Genomic DNA, 20,943 nt, shown 5'->3' with positions numbered 1-20,943 from the left:
ATAGAATCGGAGGATGACGTACGATGCGGAAACGTGCGCGAATTATATATAACCCAACTTCAGGACGTGAAATGATTAAACAACACTTAGTTGAAATTCTTGCGGTAATTGAGAAAGCAGGATATGAGACAAGTGCTTTTGCTACTACACCTGAACCCGATTCTGCCAAAAACGAGGCTCGCCGAGCTGCAAAAGATGGATTTGATTTAGTGGTTGCAGCTGGCGGAGACGGAACGATTAATGAAGTAGTAAATGGAATTGCACCGTTACTTAGACGTCCTAAAATGGCGATTATCCCGACTGGAACGACCAATGATTATGCGCGGGCTTTACGAATTCCTCGCGAAGATCCAGTGGGTGCTGCCAAAGTTATTTTGCAAAATCAACGACTAAAGATGGATATTGGTAAAGCTGGCGAAAATTATTTCATTAATATTGCGGCCGGTGGTTTATTAACGGAACTAACTTATGATGTGCCTTCAAACCTTAAAAGTATTTTTGGCTATCTTGCATATATTGTTAAGGGGGCAGAATTACTACCACGGGTAAAACCGGTCGAAATGGACATCGAATATGATGGAGAACGGTATCATGGTAAAGCTTCCATGTTTTTCCTCGCGTTGACGAATTCAATTGGTGGATTTGAACAAATTGTACCGGATGCCTCTCTGGATGACGGTAAATTTACAATGATTATTGTAAAATCAGGTAATTTACCTAACTTACTCCATTTAATGGTTAAAGCCTTAAATGGAAAACATGTCAATGATTCGCGAATCATTTATCGGAAAGCACGAAAAGTTACGGTCCGTCCAGTAAACGATCGTGTTATGGTTAATTTGGATGGGGAGTATGGTGGAGATGCTCCTATGGTATTTAAAAATTTAAAACGCCATATTGAAATGTTCACTAACTTAGATGATGTACCAGTTAATTTGATTAAAGAAGATGACGAATATCGACAAGTGGAACAACAATTTGTCGAAGAAGTTCAAAATCTTCCAGATGATAACAAAATAGATTAAAGAAAAGCTTGAGAAATACGCTGAAATGCGTTACAGTTCTTGAGTAGCACACGAGAATAAAACAGGCTGGTATTAATGTGCCAGCCTGTTTTTATCAGTAAATAGATAGGGGAAATAAATGAAGAGTACAGCACCTGTTGAAAAAAATTTAGTATATACGGTAGAAATTGAAGATTTAACATATCAAGGCATGGGAGTTGCTAAGATTGAACATTTTCCAATTTTTATCGCTGATAGTATTCCTGGTGAAAAGATTGAAACTAAGATTATTAAGGTTCAAAAGAATTTTGCTTTTGGACGTGTAGAAAAGGTCCTAGAAGAAAGTCCAGATCGTGTAGAAAGTAATGATGCGGCTTATACCCAAACTGGAATTGCGCCATTACAACACATCACGTATGATGCACAACTAAAATTCAAACAAAATCAAATTAAAAACTTATTGAAAAAATCACATCTAGAAGATTTAGAAGTGGCTGATACAGTTGGAATGGAAAATCCAACCGGTTATCGTAACAAGGCTCAAATTCCAGTACGTAAAATTAAAGGAAAACTTCAAACTGGCTTTTTCAAGCGAAACAGCCATGATTTAGTTCCTATCGAAGATTTTTATATTCAAGATCCAGTAATTGATAAGGTAATCGTTGAAGTACGCGATATTTTACGTGAATTTTATATTGATCCATATCGTGAAGCCGAAAATAAGGGAATTATTCGAAATATTATGGTCCGTCGTGGACGTCGTTCAGGACAGATTATGGTAGTTTTGATTACGCGTACTAAAGATGTTCCTCATCTAGCAGAAATTACAGAAGCAATTGCTGCTATTGATGGAGTTGTTAGTGTAATTCAAAATATTAATTACAAACAAACTAACGTCATTATGGGAGATGAAGACCGAGTTCTTGCTGGTGAATCAGTTATTCATGATGAACTTTTAGGACTGGATTTCATTATTTCAGCTCATTCTTTCTATCAAGTTAACCCTATCCAAACTGAAAAACTTTATCAACTTGCTATCGATAAAGCTGGATTAACTGGAGAAGAAACTGTGATTGATGTTTATAGCGGAATCGGTACAATTTCGCTTGCGATGGCAAAAGCTGCTAAAAAAGTTTATGGCGTAGAAATTGTTAAGGAAGCTGTCCAAGACGCTAAAATCAACGCCTTCCAAAATAACGCAAGTAATACTGAATTTGTTGTTGGTAAAGCCGAAGAACAAATGCAAAAATGGCAAGAAGATGGCTTGAAACCGGACGTTGTTGTTGTTGATCCTCCACGAAAAGGACTTGACCAAAGTGTTATTGATGCAACTGTTGGTATGAAGCCAAAACGGGTTGTTTATGTAAGCTGTAACCCTGCAACCCTTGTGCGTGATATTGACCGTTTTGGCGAACAAGGCTATGTAGTAAATCAACCAATCGTTCCCGTGGACCAATTTCCGCAAACACCACATGTAGAAAGCGTTACGGTGTTAGAACGAGCTTAGATAAAAATAAATTTTAAATTTCGTTGATTAAAAAGTGTACTACTTATTCGAAAATAAGTAGTACGCTTTTTTATTAAAATTATGATAAGAAACGGATTAAATATTATAATTGATTACAGAACGAAAGTATGGAGGGCAATGTGATGGCTAGTCAACAAATAAAAATCGAGAACATTACTATGAATGAGGTATTAAAGGCAATGCATCGATTAGGAGGTCAAGTTACAAGAAAGGATATTCGGCAAGATATACGAGATAATTCAGATGTAATTTCCGATAATGAAGTAGATAAAGTTAGGGTATCAAAAAAAACGGGCAACAAGTACAGACCCTTTAATTGGACATTAAATTTTGCCATTAAGTATCTTATCATGACAGATTATATCGAAACAGAAGATAATCGAGAATTAGAGTTATCAAAAAAAGGTCGTAATATTAATTTTCTAGAATTTGATGCAGCAAGGTACGTGAGGCCTATTGTTGAAAAACAGTTAGTTGAGGAAAAAGAGAATAAAATTTCGGTTATCGAAGAAGTTGAAAGTGAACAGGTCGAGCCTGATGCTAGAGAAGAATCTTGGCGAGAGCAATTACTAAATGCATTAATAAAGATGAATCCTAAGAAATTTGAACTTTTCTGCCGAGGATTATTAAAGAAAATGGACATTGATGTTGACGATGTAATTGGTGTAAAGTTTGTCGCTGATGGAGGCCTAGATGGTTTTGGATATGTCCGTTCGGATGATTATCGAACTACTCGTGTAGCTCTTCAAGTTAAACGTTGGCAAAGTAAGGTGTCCGCTCCTGAGATTGATAAATTTCGTGGTGCTATGGACAAATTCAATGCCGAATTTGGGATCTTTATTACTAATTCAGATTTTACTCGAGAAGCCGTTGAAACTGCTCGTCAAGGTACAAGAATTATTACATTAATTAATGGCGATCAAATTTGTGATCTAGTTGCTAAATATAATTATTACGTTGAGCCTGTAACTACATACCGACTTAAAGAATTTTATTTGGATAAGGATTAACAATGGTTATTTGTACAATTCAGACTTGTAAGGTATATCGAGGAATTTTAGTAAAGATAGTTTTTAATGCAATCCAGCATTTTCTATAAATTTAAAAGATGACGCTGATTTTTTGTGAGTGTATCGTTAAATAATAAATATTATAGGCTCTTTAAAAAAGAAAAATACCTATCTTATCTGGTCCTGACGTCAAATCCGAAACTATAACATATCAACAACTAGATTTTTTAGATGCCAGCTAATATTTGGGGTTATCTCACATTGTAGTGAGTATGAGCAGAATGCAAATGCAATTCTTTTCAAGACTTACTTCTGGTCAATAAAAAGGCATGCTTGTGTCAATTAATAAAATTTAAACAACTCTATATGTGAATTCACGCTGAAGAATAATGTCTACTAACAAATTTGGATTTTCTAATCTGATAAAACAGATTCAGAACTAAACCTATTTAAAGGATTTCCTGAAAAATAGATACACAACTAAAAATTACTGAGTACAATTCAATTATTTACATTTTAACTTAACCATTAGCTTCTTTGCTTTGCATTTTTCCTTAAAAATTCTTTCTACAAAAAATGGATAGTCACATTCCGTTTTGAGATTTAAGCTAAGAAAGTATTGTCGATACTGCTATTAATGGTTGTAAAACTATTGCCTACACTAGCAGGTCTCCGCGATGGTTGCTATTAAGAATAGTGTTAAGCCATACTACGGTTACTATTGGCGATAAAGTAACTAAAAGCTCCAAGAAACTAGATGCAATTCAGTTTCTTGGAGCTTTTTTATGTTTAGTACAAAAAATTGTTGTTCTAAACTTATTTTTTGCGTTGATCATAAGCTTGTTTCAGATTTAACTCCAAAAATAAAACGAGCCCATTCGCGCTGATATCCCGGAGTAAGTTTTATAAAAAAAGTATGTAAACTATCGGTATCTTCTAATAGTTCAGCAATCTTGGGGATATCAATTGCGTATTCTGCTAATAACTTTTGAGGTACAGTAACGACTCCAGTTTGTTTGATAAAAGCATTATAACAGCATTTTGAAATTTTTATTGTCTATTTCTAGTTTTATCAATTTCATGTCGAATATTGGTAGCAATATTTCGTTTAGTCTTAATAGCAATCATCATAAATAAGGTATCCATTATACTAATTTGAGCAATGAGTGCGTGTAAGGCATCCGGACGGTAAAGTGATTCCTCAGCGACTGAAACAAGAGTAACATCAGCTTTTTTTGAAAGAGTTGAGTTAGCAGAACTAGTAATTAATATTAATGGAATATTACGTTCTTTAGCGACTTCAGCTAGGGCGAGGGCATCCCGATTTTCCCCCGAATGAGATACTAACAACATCACATCATTTTTTGAGAGGCGGGCTGCTTCCATTAATTGCATATGAAAATCACTTGCATAGATGGGTTCGATAGTGGTACGTAAAAACTTATGAAATCCATTTAATGCAACAATATTGCTAGCACCTAAGCCAAATAAACCTAGTTTTTTAGTATTTAAAATTAGATTTACACACTGATCCAAATCTTTTCCATTTAGAGCATTTTCAGTAGCATTTAAAGTATCCACATTCAATTTAAATATCTTTTTAGCCATGGTTTTAGGAGAATCGGCAGGGCTGATTTCTACATAGGGATTATTAGTTTCTATATTTTGAGCTATGCAGAGTTTTAAAGCTTGAAAATTATCAAAACCTAGATTCTTGGCAAAACGTGAAATAGTCGCAGTAGAGATATTAGTTCTATGGCTAAGTTCAGATATCGTAAGTTGGGTAGTTTGGGCCTGATTTTTTAATAAAAATTGTGCTAATTCTTTTTCCTTATCGCTAAAATTGGCTTGATAAGCTTGAAGTCTTAAATTAAAATTTGCCATCGTGATTACCTCGAGTTTGTGATTTATTTAATTATAACATCAAAATTGTATAAGAAAATAATTTTCTTGTAAACGCTTGCAATATGTAACATATTTTCATACAATATAAATATAAATTAAGAGATATATGAAGAAATGAGGGAACGTCATGAAAATTGGATTGATTGGTTTAGGAAAAATGGGACTCAATTTAGCAGAAAATATGTTAGATAATAATATCGAAGTATTGGCTTTTGATGTCTTTGACAAAGCTAGAGAGAATGCTGAAAAGCATAACATAATTACTGTAGATAGTATTGAACAGCTAGTTAAACAACTTGATCAACTGCGAATAATTTGGATAATGGTACCAGCCGGAGCTCCCACTAACGACACTATCGGCCAATTAAGCAATTTATTAAGCAAAAATGATGTTGTGATTGATGGAGGAAATACATATTATCAAGATTCACTTCATCATAATCAGGTACTTAGTAAAGCTGGGATTTATTTCTTCGATGTAGGAACATCTGGAGGGATGTCCGGAGCCCGCCATGGAGGCAATTTTATGATTGGCGGAGATAAAGACAAGTTTGGGGAGATTGAACCATTATTTAAAGCTATTGCTGAAAAAGATGGATATCTTTATACAGGCCAAGCTGGTTCAGGGCATTATTTAAAAATGGTCCACAATGGAATCGAATATGGAATGATGCAAGCGATTGGTGAAGGATTTGAAGTACTTTCTAAAAGTGAATTTGATTATGATAATGAAGCAGTTGCCAAAGTATGGAACCATGGATCGGTTGTCCGAAGTTGGTTGATGGAACTCGCACAATCAGCCTTTAGTAACGATCCTAACTTGGATGAAATAAAAGGGGTTATGCATAGTTCTGGAGAGGGCGCTTGGACGGTCGAAGAGGCGATAAGGTTACACGTCCCAACCCCTGTAATCAGTAGTTCGTTGATGATGCGTTATCGTTCTGAAGAAGATGATACGATGACAGGAAAAGTAGTATCTGCCTTAAGAAATGGTTTTGGCGGACACAAAGTTGATCATAAAGAATAGTTGAGGTACAGAATATGGATTATATGATTGGTGTTGATCTTGGCACTACTAGTACAAAAGTAGTTTTATTTGATATGAAGGGAAATTCAATTGCCTATGCAAACAATCCTTATCCTTTATATCAGGATAGTCCAGATATGGCCGAGGAAGATCCAGCCGAAATTTTTGAAGCAGTTATTAATGGATTAACTGAAGTGATGCGTAAGGGAAATGTTAAGAATGGTGAATTAAAGGGAGTATCATTCTCAAGTGCGATGCATAGTTTGATTTTGATGGATAAAGATAATCATCCATTAACTAGAGTTATAACTTGGGCAGATAACCGTTCGAGCAAGTATGCTGAAGAATTAAAGGACAATGGACTTGGCCAACAATTATACGCCCATACTGGTGTACCCACTCATCCAATGTCACCATTAGTTAAATTGATTTGGTTAAAGAATGAACAACCAGAAATTTTTAAAAAGGCGACTCATTTTATTGGTATTAAGGATTATGTTTTATTTCGATTATATGGAAAGTATGTTCAGGACTACTCTCTTGCTAACGCGACTGGACTATTTAACATTTTCACGATGGATTGGGATGAACAAGCCCTTGAAATTACGGGTGTAACGCGAGACCAGCTTCCAGAATTAGTTTCCCCTGAATATCAATTAACGGGGTTAGCTAAATCGTATGCGGAGGTGACTGGGATTCCGGAAGATACTCCGTTCATCATGGGAGCTAGTGATGGTACCCTTAGTAATCTAGGGGTTAATGCAATTGAACCAGGAGTTTTGGCGGTAACAATTGGAACTTCTGGAGCAGTACGCGTGGTTGTGGATAAGCCAGTTGTTGATCCACGGGGTCGATTATTCACATATTACTTAGATGATGGTAAGTGGGTAGTAGGTGGACCGGTCAATAATGGTGGAATTGTATTTCGCTGGGTTCGCGATCAATTATTCTCTCCTGAAAAAATTACGGCTGAACAAATGCAAGTCAATTCTTATGAAATTTTAACCGACATTGCTTCTAAGATTCCAGCTGGCGCAGATGGACTATTATTTCACCCATATTTAGGCGGAGAAAGAGCGCCGATTTGGGATGCAAACGCACGTGGAAGTTTCTTCGGATTAACGCGTCAACATACTCGTGCACACATGGTTAGAGCAGCTTTGGAAGGCATTGTATATAACCTTTACATGGTAATGCTAATGATTGAAGGAGTAGCCGGTAAACCGAAATCAATTCAAGCCACCGGTGGATTTGCTAGGAGCGCACTTTGGCGTCAAATGTTAGCTGACATTTTTGAACAAGATGTTAATATTCCAGAAAGTTTTGAAAGCTCAGCGCTGGGGGCCGTGGTGATAGGGATGAAGAGTTTGGGAATTGTCGACGATTTGAGCGTTGTTAAGGATATGGTTGGGGTAACAAATACACATAAACCCAATCAAGAGAATTTTGCTTCCTATCGAGAATTGCTACCAATTTGGATTAGATTAACAGATGAATTATCTGGAGAATACGATAGTATTGCAAAATTTCAAAGAAATCATCCTAATGAACATGCAAAAATAGCTGAAGAAGATTAAAGAGACGATCAACGGTCTTTTTAATTTAATAGCAAAAAGAAAGCGGTTACTTAGATGGGGGCGTGTTATTTATGGAAATTATGGTCTTAGTTATTGGAATAATTTTATTGTTAACTTTAATTATAAAATTTAAGATGAATACTTATGTTTCATTGATTATTACTGCGGTGGTTGTTGGATTAGGTTTAGGGATGCCGGCTAGCCAGATTGCCACCACGATTCAAAATGGAATTGGGAGTCAATTGGGTGAACTAGCGTTGGTATTTGGCTTTGGAGCTATGTTGGGTCGCTTGGTTGCCGACGCAGGGGGAGCCTATCGGATTGCTAATACCTTAATCGATAAATTCGGACGCCGCTTCTTACAAATTGCTGTTGTAGTTGCTTCGTTTATTATTGGGATTGCACTTTTCTTTGAAGTAGGAATCGTGTTATTAGTACCAATTGTATTCGCAATTGCGATCGAAGCAGGGGTTCCAGTTCTTTCCTTAGGAATTCCAATGGCAGCAGCCTTATCAGTTACTCACGGATTTTTGCCACCACATCCAGCTCCTACTGCAATTGCTGCAGTCCTGAATGCTAATGCTGGAAAGGTTTTACTTTACGGAGTGATTATTGCAATTCCAACTGTTTATATTGCAGGTGTATTATTTTCAAAAATTGCTAAAAAATATCTTCCAGAAGCGTTTAAAAGAAATGGTAATTTAAAAGCTTTAGGACCTCAAAAACAATTTAAATTAGAGGAAACTCCGGGATTCGGTATTTCGGTTTTAACTGCTCTTTTCCCAGTCATCTTAATGGCTATCACAACGATATATGAATTGATTGTCCACGACGGTGTTACGCCTAAAAATCCTAATGCGGTTGACAATTTTTTTGGATTTATCGGTTCTCCTAGTATAGCTATGTTAATTTCATTATTGTTTGCAATGTGGTCGATGGGTTATCACCGTAAGATTGCTAGTAAAGATATTATGGCTACTTTAGAAGATGCGGTGAAATCAATTGCAATGCTCCTTCTGGTAATTGGTGGTGGAGGTGCGTTTAAACAAGTTTTAATTGATGGTGGTGTTGGAGATGCGGTCAAAAATATCTTTGCATCATCTAGTATCTCTCCTCTAATTTTAGGATGGTTGATAGCGGTAGTCCTTCGAGTGGCTTTAGGATCCGCAACGGTGGCATCTCTAACTGCTGCCGGTTTAGTATTACCCTTAATGCAAGGGGCGGGAATTGATCCTGCATTAATGGTGTTATCAGTTGGAGCAGGAAGTTTAGCTGCGAGTCACGTTAATGATGCAGGCTTCTGGATGTTCAAAGAATACTTTGATTTATCCGTTAAAGAAACCTTACTAACATGGACAGTACTAGAAACAGTCATTTCGATTGTTGGATTAATTGGCGTGTTATTATTAAGTTTGATTGTTTAACTTAAAGGCATTAAAATAGCTATCTCACCACGTTTCCCGTAAACTGTAAGTGGGAGGTGGATTAAATGAAAAGAGCTCTTTCAATTATTGCAATAGTATTTGTTTTTATAGCAATCTTTTTGGGTTTTAGGTATTACCAAGATACTTACCAAAGTACTGAAGCTTACACTATGATTCCAGAAAAAGTTCCGCCTAAGGTACAAACTAAAGATGATTCAGGCAAAGTAATCGTTGGTAGCTATTCATATAATTATAAATTTAAGTTTGTGACCAAATCTGGTAAAGAACAAACTATGAAGTATGAATTAAATGGGGAAAACGTCAAACCCTTTAAGCCAGGGGCTTATGCCAAGGCTGAGATTAGCAAAACGAGAATCAACAAGGGACCTAATTATGTGAATAAGAATGAAGTTCCATCAAAAGCGTTAGAAAAATTAAATTAAGACAATAAAAAAGAATTTTCCATCCAAAGGAAAATTCTTTTTTTGATTTAGATTGTGTAACGTAATTTAGCAATAACCTTATCGTTAAGTTTATCTTCGGGAAGAATTCGAACGTTACCACTATTTTTAATAGTGAGATCGGCTAGGTCACTCAGCAAATTATTGTGAATAGCTCGCGAACTGGTTGTATCAACTATTTCATTATCTAAAATACGTCCGTCAATCCGAACCCCCTGGGCCAAATAGATAGTATCGACTTGACCATGAATTGCTGACGTAATAATTTGATTTAAGTCGGCAGAGATTAATGCTGCACCCCGGGCCTTATCAATCTCATCTAAATCTTGTTCAAGCAAGGCTTTATTACGTTCTTGTTTGAATCGTTCAATCCGATCTTCAATTTTTTGATCATAGTCCAGTTCAGTGGGATTGAGATCTAATTCAAATTCACTGAAGTGATTAGGCGTTTTATTAACTTCTTTGAATAAAGTCATATTTTGAGGTAGGCCCATTAAAATTACTGGTTTCGCTGGATCATTACCAAAATTATCAATGATATACTTATCAACAATTTGATAGTAACGGCGATGGTCGATTTCTTTTTCAGCAGAAGTGTCATTGTGGCCATGAACACTGATTTTTCCATTACCAACAGAGACCGAATTAGTTTCTCCACCCCGAATGTCGTCACCTAAAGCCTTTTTTAAAGTCTTGGGTGCATCATCTGGTAACGGTAATTCTTTTAAGTAACGATCTGTAAAATCGTAAAGGCGAATTTTATCGTAGCTAATCCCTAATAGATAAAATTCAAAGCGATTTTGGTAATCAAGTAACATTGGCAAGATAAATGGTAAATCAGTAGCCATTGCAATATCATGGGTTTCAACCGTTAATTCTTGAACAAAAATGGTTTTTCCGTTGGTGATTAACCCAAATGAATTTATATTATTACCCATATTCCAAAGTGAAGAACTATCAACGGTTGAATCAATTAATTGTCGATAATCATCCCCATTATCAACATCCCAAGTGGCTTGTAAAACTTCTAAAGCATGTTTAACGAGATTCTTTAGTGTAATAGATGTCTTTTCAACGGGCTGATTCGGTTCAATATCCATATAAACAGAAATAAAAGGTCCCTTCTGGGTGGAGCGTAAGAATTCTGTTAGAGAAGTATACTTTTGAGTATCTTGCATGTTATTACCTCCTTCATATTATACCTTCAGTCTAACAACCGTTGAAAACGGATTCAAAAAATATGCCTATTTATTAAAATTGATAAGTCAGTACAGGTCGCTTTTTTATGCGATACTTGGATATATAAATTATTCTTCATAACTCAATTATAGAAAGAAGTGTTGGATTTGACGGTGGAATTTGAAATAGCTTTAAAAGAAGACTTACCAGAAATTGTAAAGATATATAATGAAACAATTGATTCAAGGATGGCGACTGCTGATACAAAATATGTCACAGTTGAAGAACGTCAGGAATGGTTTCAAGCGCATCAAGAACCTACTCGCCCGCTTTGGGTAATAAAAGTTAGGGGAGTAATCGCTGGATGGATAAGTTTCAGTAGCTTTTATGGAAGACCAGCTTATCTGCATACCGTGGAAATTAGTATTTATATTGATCAGAGTTTTAGGGGAATGCACTTAGGACGAAAAGCAATTAAGTTTGCGGAGGAGCAGGCACCTAAATTGGAAATTAATCGAATTATGGCTTTCATATTTGCGCATAATCTACCTAGTATTGGTTTATTTAAATCTGAAAATTATGAAAAATGGGGAACTCTACCTCAGATTGCTGAAATGGATGGCCAATTGTACGATTTAACAATTATGGGGAAGCATTTAAAATAATAAAATTTAAAAAAGTCCTAGTTTTCACCGTTTGAATTTAAGTCAAAAAGAACTTTTTTGCACAAATTTGGCATAAAATGACTGATTTCATAAATAAATATTTCATTTAAAGAAACTTTGGGAATTGATAGAATCCTTTTAAACTAGTGAATAACGAGGCTTATATTACAGAATGTTACAAAGTCTTACAAAATATCCCATTATCCCTGAAATTACAAATATACCTGTAATATACTTCCTGTAAAGTTATTTCTTGTCGAAAAGAAGCAAGGATATGTTTTTTTAAAATAAAGGAGATATTTATCTATATGTCATTTAAGAGTAAATTTTCAAAACTTTCTATCGCATTACTATCAGGTGCCGCAATTGGTGCCGCAATGATTACAACAGGCGGTAGCGCAAATGCCGACGAAATTTACACAGTAAAATCTGGTGATACTCTCTCAGAAATTAGTTACGCATTCAACTTGAATGGTGACTACAATTCAATTGCTAAAGCAAATAACATTAAAAACGTTGATGTTATCAATGTAGGACAAAAGTTAGTTATTACTAATGGTGGGGACATCAAGAAAGCTACTAAATCAGAAGTCAAATCACTTCCAGAAGTAGCTAAGAATACTAACGCTGCCAATGCAGCTACTACAAGCACAACAAATAATACAACTACAACTAACAATGCTGCTTCAACTCAAACAACAGCTAAATCAAGCTATGTTGCTCCAGCTCAAAGTAGCACAACAACAAGCAGTTCAAATGGCGGATCAGTAGCTCAACAAATGGCTGCTAAGACCGGTGTTTCAGCTGCTACATGGCAACGGATTATCAACCGTGAATCTGGTGGTAATGCTAATGCTGTAAATGCTTCATCAGGGGCATACGGTTATTTCCAACTATTAGGTCATGGTGAACATGCTGGCATGTCAACTTCAGAACAAGTTAACATGGCTGCTAGTGTATATAAAGCTCAAGGTATGTCTGCTTGGGGTGAATAAGCAAAAGTAACGTCTTTATAGACACTTTTGTGACAGAGGAAAGTTTTCTTTCCCCTGTTTTTTTATTAAAAACGTCCTAAAATATAAAGTTTTTTAGAAGAAATATTTCATTTTGAATTATTTCATAAAAACACGAATACCTTTATATCAACGTTTATGCAGCATAATATTACAGAATATTACTTCTTTTTACAAAAAAACGGGATATTTATAGATATCCAAAATATATTTGTAACAAACGTCCTGTAAAGTAATTACCTGTTAAGAAGAAAACATAAAAATTAAAAAAATGATTTAAAACACAAGGAGATATTTCTACATGTCAATTAAAGCTAAACTTTCAAAACTTTCTATCGCATTACTTTCTGGAGCAGCTCTTGGAGCAGCCATGATTACAACTACAAGTAGTAGTGCAAATGCTGATGAAATTTACACAGTAAAATCTGGTGATACTCTTTCAGAAATTAGTTATGCATTTGGCTTAAATGGTGACTACAACTCTCTTGCAAAAGCAAATAATATTAAAGATGCAAATATTATTGAAGTTGGTCAAAAGCTGGTTATCACAAATTCTGGTGATATCAAGAAAGCTACAAAATCAGAAGTTAACACTCTTCCAGAAGTAGCTAAGAACACAAATGCTGCAAACACAACAACAGCAAATACAACTGCAAGCACAACAACAAATAAGACAAACAAAACAACTGTTGCTAAGACAAATACAGTTGCAACATCAACACCAGCTACAACGGCTACAACATCAACTGTTTCTGGTGGTGAAGCTTCAGCTAAAGCATGGATTGCTAACAAGGAATCTGGTGGTTCATACTCAGCTACAAATGGACAATATGTTGGTAAATACCAATTGTCATCTTCATACCTAAATGGTGATTACTCAGCTGCTAACCAAGAACGTGTTGCTGATAACTACGTTAAGAGTCGTTACGGTAGCTGGTCAGCTGCTAAGTCAGCTTGGTTATCACAAGGTTGGTACTAAAATTAGGTAATTAAATTCTAAAATTTATAAAAGAGGGACAAACTAATTAAGTTTGTCTCTCTTTTTTGATATTATATTCACATTTTTTTCGATAAAAAAGGCTATACTTGATAAGGTAAAAGGAACTGGAGGAGTTTTGAAATGCGTATATTGATGATTGAAGATAATAAATCTGTTTCCGATATGATGGGAATGTTTTTTAAAAAAGAAAGATGGAATGTTACATTTGTGTATGATGGATTAAAAGCCATTGAAACTTTTAAAACCGATCCTGAACAATGGGACATCGTTTTACTTGATTTAAATTTACCTGGAAAAGATGGTATGGAGGTAGCAGCTGAACTTCGACGCACGTCGCAGTCCATCCCCTTAATTATGTTGACAGCACGTGATTCAGAAAGTGATCAAGTTTTAGGCTTAGAAATGGGAGCCGATGAATATATTACTAAACCATTTAGTCCTATTACGTTAATCGCTCGTATTAAGGCCTTGTACCGACGAGTGTCAATGAGTAGGGAAACGATGACGCAAGGTGCTCAGAATGCGAAATTCGATGTTAGAACGGCTCATCTTAAGATTAGTACATCTACTCGAGAGGTGTATTTAGACGAAAAGCTTATTTCAGATTTAACCCCTAAAGAATTCGATTTACTTAAAACATTGGCGCAGAAGCCCATGCAGGTCTTCTCACGAGAACAACTTCTACAAATAGTGTGGGATTATGAATATTATGGTGATGAACGTACGGTAGATGCCCATATTAAAAAGCTTCGCCAAAAATTAGAAGCAGTTGGTCCACAAGTGGTCCAAACGGTATGGGGAGTTGGCTATAAGTTTGATGATAGTAAAATCGATGAGGATTAGTTAATATGAAATTGTTTTTTCAACAGATGATGGCCTTTTTATTAGTAACTCTGTCATCTTTATTGATCGTTGGATTGGTTTTTATTCAGTTTACTAAAGACTCAGTTTACCGCAACAAATGGCATTCCTTGCAAGAATATGCTGATAGTATTTTTCAGCAAGCAATTGTGTTAGATACAGAAACTGCTGATGTAAAGAGTGTACAAGTTGATCAGCTTCAAGGTGTGGAAAAACTGTTAGATAATCAACACATTCACTTTACAATCTACACTAATGATGGAAATACGATTAGTTATCCAAACCGTAATATAGCTTCTCGAATTACTAAAGCTCAGCGAAGAGAATTGAAAAATGGTGACACGGTCAAAACCAAATCACGCATGACTTTTGATAAGTCAAGCCGACAAGTTACCATGACAGAGATGGATAAGCCTTATTTTAATCGTAATGGTAATCTGGTTTGCGTGATTTCGATTGGATCACCATTAGCTAACGTACAGGCTGACATCGAGAAGGTTAAAAAGAATCTTTTCATGACGTTTGCCTTTGCGATTATTGTAGCAGTGATTGCTTCATATTTCTTATCACGTTACTTAGTAAGGCGAATCCAAGCAATTCGAGAAGCTGCGCACAAGGTTACGGAAGGAAACTTTAATGTTCAGTTAGTTTCTGGGCGTAAGGATGAAATTGGAGAATTGACCAACGATTTTAATATTATGACTGCTTCCCTGAAAGAGTCTAATGATGAAATAAAACGCCAAGAAGAACGGCGACGAGCCTTTATGGCTGATGCAGCTCATGAAATGAGAACGCCATTGACAACTATCAACGGTATTTTAGAGGGGCTTGAGTATGATGCAATTCCTGAAGATAGTAAAGAGGAAAGCGTTCATTTAATGCAACGAGAGACGAAGCGGCTTATTCGGTTAGTTAATGATAATTTGGATTATGAACGGTTGCGCACGAATAAAATTAGTTTAAATCGTCATCAGATTAATCTAAAGCAAACAACTCAAAGGATTAGTAAACAACTAGCTAAAAAGGCCAAACTTGAAAATGATGTGATTATTATTGATATGGCTGATGATGTGATGGTATACGCTGATACAGATCGCTTAATTCAAATCTTATTTAACATTATTCAAAATGGAATTCAATTCACTCAAAATGGAAAAATTACTATTCGGGCCCAAAATGCTAAAGATGGTACTGATATCCAAATTAGCGATAATGGAATTGGTATGACAGAAGAGCAGATCAAAAATATCTGGGAAAGATACTATAAGGCTGATGCATCAAGAATTCAAACCAAAGGTGAATCTGGATTGGGGATGGCAATTGTCCATGAATTAATGCAAGTTCATGGAGGACAAATTACTGTCGAGAGTACTCCAGAAAAAGGAACAACTTTTAAATTACATTTTCCAGAGCAACAAAAAAAGCTTGGCCATTAAGCCAAGCTTTTTTCATGGATCATCTTACCACATTGATGGTGTGTTGAACCATTCGATACGTTCCTTAACAGTGTTCTTGATAGCTTCTGTACCTGAAGCAAGAACTTTACGAGGATCGAATCCTTTAGCTTTCTTGTCATTGTCTGCTTCGTAGTATTTACGAACAGCGTTTGACCAAGCAATTTGTTGTTCTGTGTTAACGTTAACCTTAGAAATACCCATTGAAATAGCCTTAACGATTTGTTCCTTAGGAATTCCTGAACCACCATGAAGTACAAGTGGTGTCTTAATAACATCAGCAAGTTCTTGTAGACGGTCAAAGTTTAAACCAGTCCAGTTAGCAGGGTATACACCATGGATGTTACCAATACCAACAGCAAGGAAGTCAACGCCTGTAGCAGCAAGTTGTTTAGCTTCTTCAACATCAGCTAATTCACCAGCACCAACGATACCGTCTTCTTCACCACCAATTGAGCCAACTTCAGCTTCAACTGATACGCCTTGAGCATGTGCCAAAGCAACGATTTCTTTTGTCTTTAGAAGGTTATCTTCAAAGTCAAGATCATGACCATCAAACATAACTGAACTGTATCCAGCAGCGATAGCTTCTTTAGCAGCTTCGTAGTTACCATGGTCTAAATGCATGATAACAGGAACTGTGATACCCATTGATTCTACTTGTTTTTCAACGAGGTTCTTAACAGCTTTGTAACCACCCATGTACTTAGCAGCACCCATTGATGATTGGATCAAGATAGGTGTGTGTGTTTCTTGGCCTGCAGCTAAGATAGCACGAGTCCATTCAAGGTTGTTTGTGTTAAAAGCACCTACAGCGTATCCACCCTTACGAGCTGCTGCAAATGTTGATGTACCATTAATAAATGACATAAAACTGGTTCCTCCCAATATTGTTTATACAAACAAAGAGCTTTTCTCTTCGCAACACATCTATTTTATCACAAAATTAAAAAATATTATACGAGTTTTTCAGAAACAAGTTAACATATGGACGTTTTTAATTAAAAAATTAGTGTGGTCCAATTTTTTATTGAAAAGTAATGAAAAGCCACATAATACGGCATTTTTAGAATTTATTTTACATGGAATAAAGTATATACCATTTTACATTTACAAAATAAAAGTTGGAATTCGCTTTCATAACTGGTAAAATGATATTTTGTCTTAGAGAGAGAGACATATATTTTTAGATATATATATATAGGAGAGAATTGAATATGAGTATTTTAATCGCGTTAGTTCCCGCAATCATGTGGGGAAGTATTGGATTAGTTAGCGGTCGATTAGGTGGAAGCGCTTCTCAACAAACGCTTGGAATGACAATGGGTGCGGTTGTCTTTTCTTTAATCACTTTAGTTCTTTACCATCCTACTTTGAATGGTAAAATTTGGATTGCTGGTTTGATTTCAGGTTTATTTTGGGCTGTCGGTCAATTTAATCAATTTAGTTCGATGAAACATATTGGTGTTTCAAAGACGGTGCCAATTTCAACTGGATTACAATTGGCTGGTAACGCCTTAGCCGGGGTATTAATCTGGCATGAGTGGACTTCTGGTAATATGATTATGGTTGGTACAATTGCTGTCATTGCTTTGATTATTGGTGCAGCATTAACTTCACTTAAAGATAAAAGTGACACAACTGCAGATCGAAATGACGAAAATATGCCAGCTGGAATTCGCGCTTTGGTTGTTTCAACTATTGGTTATATCGGATATACAGTAATTGTTCGTTTTGCTAATGTTGACGCCAAAGCCATTATCTTCCCTCAAGCAATTGGGATGTTAATTGGTGCTTTAATTTTTGTTCTAATCGCTAAAGAACAAAAGGAAATTACTAAGAAACCAACTTTTATGAATATTATTACTGGTTTGATTTGGGGAACAGGTAACATCTTTATGTTCCTTGCAATTCCATCAGTTGGATTGGCAATTAGTTATTCACTTGCTCAAGCTGGGATTGTTATTTCAACCTTTGGTTCAATTTGGTTACTTGGTGAACACAAGACGCGTCGTGAAATGCAATTTATCATCATCGGTTCAATTTTAATCATTGTTGGTGAAACTTTACTAGCAACGCTAAAATAATTTTAAATAAAAGCAATACTATAGTAGGAAAAATCGTTTTCGAGGTTGTTAGGTGACCTGGGGAGCGATTTTTTTCGTATTTATTAGAACCGATGGAGTCGAAAGTGGGAATGGCAATCTAACTAAATGAAGATACTTAAAAAACATCTTAACTAAAAAGCGTAAATTGTTAATCTGCGATACCCTTAGTAGTTAAATTTTAGTAAATATTAGGTTAAATCGGATAGGCTTAACCAAATTAAGTAATTTTATTGTATAATGGTACAGATAAAGAATTTTAAACAAAAGGGGTAGTTATTAATGGCACATATTTCATTTGACAGTTCTAATGTTGCAGATTTTGTACATGAAAACGAACTTGCAGAAATCCAACCACTTGTTACAGCTGCTGATCAGATTTTACGTGATGGCTCTGGCGCCGGTAGTGATTTCCGTGGATGGATCGATTTACCATCAAATTATGATAAGGACGAATTTGCCCGTATCAAGAAAGCCGCTGATAAGATCCGCAACGACTCAGAAGTATTCGTTGCTATCGGTATTGGTGGTTCATATTTGGGTGCTCGTGCAGCCATTGATTTCTTGAACAACACTTTCTACAATCTTCTTACTAAAGAACAACGTAATGGTGCTCCTCAAGTAATCTTCGCTGGTAACTCAATTAGTTCAACATATCTTGCAGACGTATTGAACTTGATCGGTGACCGTGACTTCTCAATTAACGTAATTTCTAAGTCAGGTACAACTACAGAACCAGCTATTGCATTCCGTGTTCTTAAAGAAAAACTAATCAAGAAGTACGGTGAAGAAGAAGCTAAGAAACGTATTTATGCAACAACTGACCGTGCTAAAGGTGCCCTAAAGACAGAAGCTGATGCAGAAAACTATGAAGAATTCGTAGTTCCTGATGACATTGGTGGTCGTTTCTCTGTTCTTTCAGCTGTTGGTTTATTACCAATCGCAGTTGCTGGTGGTGATATTGACCAATTGATGAAGGGTGCTGAAGATGCAAGCAACGAATACAAGGATGCTGATGTTACAAAGAACGAAGCATACAAGTACGCTGCTTTACGTAACATCCTTTACCGTAAGGGCTACACAACAGAACTTCTTGAAAACTACGAACCAACACTTCAATACTTCGGCGAATGGTGGAAGCAATTGATGGGTGAATCAGAAGGTAAAGATCAAAAAGGTATCTACCCATCTTCTGCTAACTTCTCAACTGACTTACATTCACTAGGACAATACATCCAAGAAGGTCGTCGCAATTTGATGGAAACGGTTATCAATGTTGAAAAGCCTAACCATGACATCGACATTCCTAAGGCTGACCAAGACCTTGATGGATTACGTTATCTTGAAGGTCGCACAATGGACGAAGTTAACAAGAAAGCTTATCAAGGTGTAACTCTTGCTCATAACGACGGTGGTGTTCCAGTTATGACAGTTAACATTCCTGATCAAACAGCTTACACATTAGGCTACATGATTTACTTCTTCGAAGCAGCTGTTGCTGTATCTGGTTACTTGAACGGAATTAATCCATTCAATCAACCAGGTGTTGAAGCATACAAGTCAAATATGTTTGCATTACTTGGTAAACCAGGTTATGAAGATAAGACAGCTGAATTAAACGCTCGTCTATAAAAAACTGAAGTACTACTCAGAAGCTATCACATTTGTGATAGCTTTTTTTATTGAAAATAATTTCCAAACTACAAAAGAAATCGTTTTCTAGGTAAGGTATAATATTAGATATAAATATATTGGGAAAAGGGGGCGGACGAATGGAGTTAGTTAATAAACAGCATCATGCTTTAGGAACGGTAATTAACCTTTCAATAGCCTCCATCTATCAAGTTGATATCTTAGAAAAAACTATAAAAATGATTGATGATTTCGAAGACCGTTTAACAGTTAATCGACCATCTTCGGAAGTGATGGAGATTAACCATCAAGCTGGAAAACAAGCTGTTCAAGTTTCGGAAACAACGTATCGCTTAATTGAAAAGGCGGTAGAAGTTAGTAGATGGCAATTAGGTTTTAACGTGGCCATTGGGCCGCTAGTCAAATTGTGGAAAATTGGATTTGATGGGGCGAATAAACCTAGTCATGCTCAAATTTTAGAACGGATAAAATTAATTGACCCGCAAGCAATTGTTTTGAACGCTCAAAATCGAAGTGTTTTCCTTAAAAAAGAGGGAATGGAATTAGATTTAGGGGGGATTGCGAAAGGATTTATTGCTGACGAAATTAAGGCATATTGGCAAAGCGAACACGTAGCGTCAGGAATTATTGATTTGGGCGGTAATGTGTTGTTAGTGGGGCGGAGTCAGCATCCCGATGCAAAATGGAAAGTTGGGATTCAAAATCCAATTAAATCAAGGCACGTCCCGTTGGGAGTTCTACATATTCCAGAAAAGTCTGTTGGCACATCAGGCATTTATGAACGGAAATTAATAGTTGAAGGGCAGACATATCATCACATGTTTGATTCAGCGACGGGATATCCAATTGCTAATAATTTAGCTAGCGTGTCCATAGTAAGCGATCGTTCGATTGATGGAGAAATTTGGTCAACCATTTGTTTTTATCAAGGAATTGAAAAGGGCAAAGCGCTACTGGCCAATCAACCAGGAATTGAAGCAGTGTTTATTACACGGGATTTGAAAGTTTATGTAACCGATGGACTACAGAATTGTTTCAATGAAATCGCGAATAATAGTTAATCCATATTTTTACATA

General features: G+C 36.1%; 19 protein-coding genes. 15 read left to right on the top strand and 4 right to left on the bottom strand.

The genetic code is table 11. From position 1 onward, the window contains the following. Nucleotides 1-23: 23 nt before the first annotated feature. The 3 genes from HFC68_RS05640 (at nucleotide 24) to HFC68_RS05630 (ending at nucleotide 3,542) form a co-directional block, all read left to right on the top strand. Nucleotides 24-1,025 carry a diacylglycerol kinase gene (locus HFC68_RS05640; RefSeq protein ID WP_002833385.1) on the top strand — a complete coding sequence of 334 codons (1,002 nt, stop codon included), beginning with the start codon at nucleotides 24-26 and terminating at the stop codon, nucleotides 1,023-1,025. 118 nt (nucleotides 1,026-1,143) lie between these two features. Continuing rightward, complete coding sequence (gene rlmD / locus HFC68_RS05635) at nucleotides 1,144-2,511, top strand: 23S rRNA (uracil(1939)-C(5))-methyltransferase RlmD (RefSeq protein WP_011673636.1); 1,368 nt, start codon at nucleotides 1,144-1,146, stop codon at nucleotides 2,509-2,511. Nucleotides 2,512-2,654: 143 nt separating this feature from the next. After that, the gene (locus HFC68_RS05630) at nucleotides 2,655-3,542 is read left to right on the top strand and encodes an Mrr restriction system protein (protein ID WP_011673635.1); all 888 of its coding nucleotides are present in this window, start codon (nucleotides 2,655-2,657) and stop codon (nucleotides 3,540-3,542) included. A gap of 832 nt (nucleotides 3,543-4,374) precedes the next feature. Here HFC68_RS05630 and HFC68_RS09435 read toward each other — a convergent pair. After that, nucleotides 4,375-4,494: a YdeI/OmpD-associated family protein gene (locus HFC68_RS09435; protein WP_372237465.1), complete on the bottom strand. Its 120-nt coding sequence runs from the start codon at nucleotides 4,492-4,494 to the stop codon at nucleotides 4,375-4,377. A gap of 98 nt (nucleotides 4,495-4,592) precedes the next feature. Further along, on the bottom strand, nucleotides 4,593-5,426 hold the full coding sequence (locus HFC68_RS05625) for a MurR/RpiR family transcriptional regulator (RefSeq protein WP_002833390.1): 834 nt from the start codon (nucleotides 5,424-5,426) through the stop codon (nucleotides 4,593-4,595). A gap of 148 nt (nucleotides 5,427-5,574) precedes the next feature. Between HFC68_RS05625 and gnd the strand changes: the two genes are divergently transcribed. From gnd to HFC68_RS05605, 4 genes are all read left to right on the top strand, one after another. Further along, nucleotides 5,575-6,474: a phosphogluconate dehydrogenase (NAD(+)-dependent, decarboxylating) gene (gene gnd / locus HFC68_RS05620; protein WP_011673634.1), complete on the top strand. Its 900-nt coding sequence runs from the start codon at nucleotides 5,575-5,577 to the stop codon at nucleotides 6,472-6,474. Between the two features lie 14 nt (nucleotides 6,475-6,488). Further along, on the top strand, nucleotides 6,489-8,051 hold the full coding sequence (gene gntK / locus HFC68_RS05615; protein WP_011673633.1) for a gluconokinase: 1,563 nt from the start codon (nucleotides 6,489-6,491) through the stop codon (nucleotides 8,049-8,051). A gap of 71 nt (nucleotides 8,052-8,122) precedes the next feature. After that, nucleotides 8,123-9,475 (top strand): gluconate:H+ symporter, encoded by a 1,353-nt coding sequence (locus HFC68_RS05610; protein ID WP_088355943.1) that lies wholly within the window; start codon nucleotides 8,123-8,125, stop codon nucleotides 9,473-9,475. A 65-nt stretch (nucleotides 9,476-9,540) separates the two neighbouring features. Beyond that, nucleotides 9,541-9,918, top strand: coding sequence for a YxeA family protein (locus tag HFC68_RS05605; RefSeq protein ID WP_002833396.1), 378 nt, complete (start codon nucleotides 9,541-9,543; stop codon nucleotides 9,916-9,918). Nucleotides 9,919-9,965: 47 nt separating this feature from the next. On the opposite strand, the gene HFC68_RS05600 is transcribed toward HFC68_RS05605, so the two are convergent. Then, the gene (locus tag HFC68_RS05600) at nucleotides 9,966-11,114 is read right to left on the bottom strand and encodes a hypothetical protein (protein WP_002833646.1); all 1,149 of its coding nucleotides are present in this window, start codon (nucleotides 11,112-11,114) and stop codon (nucleotides 9,966-9,968) included. 168 nt (nucleotides 11,115-11,282) lie between these two features. On the opposite strand from HFC68_RS05600, the gene HFC68_RS05595 reads away from it, so the two are divergent. The 5 genes from HFC68_RS05595 to HFC68_RS05575 all read left to right on the top strand — a co-directional run bounded on the left by HFC68_RS05595 (nucleotide 11,283) and on the right by HFC68_RS05575 (nucleotide 16,090). Continuing rightward, nucleotides 11,283-11,780: a GNAT family N-acetyltransferase gene (locus HFC68_RS05595; RefSeq protein WP_011673631.1), complete on the top strand. Its 498-nt coding sequence runs from the start codon at nucleotides 11,283-11,285 to the stop codon at nucleotides 11,778-11,780. Nucleotides 11,781-12,088: 308 nt separating this feature from the next. Beyond that, the gene (locus HFC68_RS05590) at nucleotides 12,089-12,775 is read left to right on the top strand and encodes a LysM peptidoglycan-binding domain-containing protein (protein WP_011673630.1); all 687 of its coding nucleotides are present in this window, start codon (nucleotides 12,089-12,091) and stop codon (nucleotides 12,773-12,775) included. A 319-nt stretch (nucleotides 12,776-13,094) separates the two neighbouring features. Further along, the gene (locus HFC68_RS05585) at nucleotides 13,095-13,772 is read left to right on the top strand and encodes a LysM peptidoglycan-binding domain-containing protein (protein ID WP_011673629.1); all 678 of its coding nucleotides are present in this window, start codon (nucleotides 13,095-13,097) and stop codon (nucleotides 13,770-13,772) included. A 141-nt stretch (nucleotides 13,773-13,913) separates the two neighbouring features. Next, nucleotides 13,914-14,636, top strand: a complete 723-nt coding sequence (locus tag HFC68_RS05580; protein ID WP_011673628.1) for a response regulator transcription factor — start codon at nucleotides 13,914-13,916, stop codon at nucleotides 14,634-14,636. Nucleotides 14,637-14,641: 5 nt separating this feature from the next. Further along, complete coding sequence (locus HFC68_RS05575) at nucleotides 14,642-16,090, top strand: HAMP domain-containing sensor histidine kinase (RefSeq protein WP_167399720.1); 1,449 nt, start codon at nucleotides 14,642-14,644, stop codon at nucleotides 16,088-16,090. Between the two features lie 24 nt (nucleotides 16,091-16,114). Here HFC68_RS05575 and fba read toward each other — a convergent pair whose 3' ends face one another. After that, complete coding sequence (gene fba, locus HFC68_RS05570) at nucleotides 16,115-16,978, bottom strand: class II fructose-1,6-bisphosphate aldolase (protein WP_011673627.1); 864 nt, start codon at nucleotides 16,976-16,978, stop codon at nucleotides 16,115-16,117. Between the two features lie 347 nt (nucleotides 16,979-17,325). On the opposite strand from fba, the gene HFC68_RS05565 reads away from it, so the two are divergent. The 3 genes from HFC68_RS05565 (at nucleotide 17,326) to HFC68_RS05555 (ending at nucleotide 20,927) form a co-directional block, all read left to right on the top strand. Continuing rightward, nucleotides 17,326-18,195: a GRP family sugar transporter gene (locus HFC68_RS05565; RefSeq protein ID WP_002833653.1), complete on the top strand. Its 870-nt coding sequence runs from the start codon at nucleotides 17,326-17,328 to the stop codon at nucleotides 18,193-18,195. A 300-nt stretch (nucleotides 18,196-18,495) separates the two neighbouring features. Continuing rightward, the gene (locus tag HFC68_RS05560) at nucleotides 18,496-19,845 is read left to right on the top strand and encodes a glucose-6-phosphate isomerase (protein ID WP_002833654.1); all 1,350 of its coding nucleotides are present in this window, start codon (nucleotides 18,496-18,498) and stop codon (nucleotides 19,843-19,845) included. A gap of 140 nt (nucleotides 19,846-19,985) precedes the next feature. Further along, on the top strand, nucleotides 19,986-20,927 hold the full coding sequence (locus tag HFC68_RS05555) for an FAD:protein FMN transferase (RefSeq protein ID WP_011673626.1): 942 nt from the start codon (nucleotides 19,986-19,988) through the stop codon (nucleotides 20,925-20,927). Nucleotides 20,928-20,943 lie beyond the last annotated feature (16 nt).

The sequence above is a fragment of the Pediococcus sp. EKM201D genome, assembly GCF_011800215.1.
Lineage (GTDB): Bacteria > Bacillota > Bacilli > Lactobacillales > Lactobacillaceae > Pediococcus > Pediococcus pentosaceus.
The sequence above is the reverse complement of the archived record's forward strand: the minus strand, read 5'-3'. Positions and strand labels throughout refer to the sequence as shown.

Excerpts from the sequence above, each read along its gene's own strand:
- HFC68_RS05640 (WP_002833385.1), top strand. The coding sequence starts at position 24 with ATGCGGAAACGTGCGCGAATTATATATAACCCAACTTCAGGACGTGAA.
- rlmD (WP_011673636.1), top strand. The coding sequence starts at position 1,144 with ATGAAGAGTACAGCACCTGTTGAAAAAAATTTAGTATATACGGTAGAA.
- HFC68_RS05630 (WP_011673635.1), top strand. The coding sequence starts at position 2,655 with ATGGCTAGTCAACAAATAAAAATCGAGAACATTACTATGAATGAGGTA.
- HFC68_RS05625 (WP_002833390.1), bottom strand. The coding sequence starts at position 5,426 with ATGGCAAATTTTAATTTAAGACTTCAAGCTTATCAAGCCAATTTTAGC.
- gnd (WP_011673634.1), top strand. The coding sequence starts at position 5,575 with ATGAAAATTGGATTGATTGGTTTAGGAAAAATGGGACTCAATTTAGCA.
- gntK (WP_011673633.1), top strand. The coding sequence starts at position 6,489 with ATGGATTATATGATTGGTGTTGATCTTGGCACTACTAGTACAAAAGTA.
- HFC68_RS05610 (WP_088355943.1), top strand. The coding sequence starts at position 8,123 with ATGGAAATTATGGTCTTAGTTATTGGAATAATTTTATTGTTAACTTTA.
- HFC68_RS05605 (WP_002833396.1), top strand. The coding sequence starts at position 9,541 with ATGAAAAGAGCTCTTTCAATTATTGCAATAGTATTTGTTTTTATAGCA.
- HFC68_RS05600 (WP_002833646.1), bottom strand. The coding sequence starts at position 11,114 with ATGCAAGATACTCAAAAGTATACTTCTCTAACAGAATTCTTACGCTCC.
- HFC68_RS05590 (WP_011673630.1), top strand. The coding sequence starts at position 12,089 with ATGTCATTTAAGAGTAAATTTTCAAAACTTTCTATCGCATTACTATCA.
- HFC68_RS05585 (WP_011673629.1), top strand. The coding sequence starts at position 13,095 with ATGTCAATTAAAGCTAAACTTTCAAAACTTTCTATCGCATTACTTTCT.
- HFC68_RS05580 (WP_011673628.1), top strand. The coding sequence starts at position 13,914 with ATGCGTATATTGATGATTGAAGATAATAAATCTGTTTCCGATATGATG.
- HFC68_RS05575 (WP_167399720.1), top strand. The coding sequence starts at position 14,642 with ATGAAATTGTTTTTTCAACAGATGATGGCCTTTTTATTAGTAACTCTG.
- fba (WP_011673627.1), bottom strand. The coding sequence starts at position 16,978 with ATGTCATTTATTAATGGTACATCAACATTTGCAGCAGCTCGTAAGGGT.
- HFC68_RS05565 (WP_002833653.1), top strand. The coding sequence starts at position 17,326 with ATGAGTATTTTAATCGCGTTAGTTCCCGCAATCATGTGGGGAAGTATT.
- HFC68_RS05560 (WP_002833654.1), top strand. The coding sequence starts at position 18,496 with ATGGCACATATTTCATTTGACAGTTCTAATGTTGCAGATTTTGTACAT.
- HFC68_RS05555 (WP_011673626.1), top strand. The coding sequence starts at position 19,986 with ATGGAGTTAGTTAATAAACAGCATCATGCTTTAGGAACGGTAATTAAC.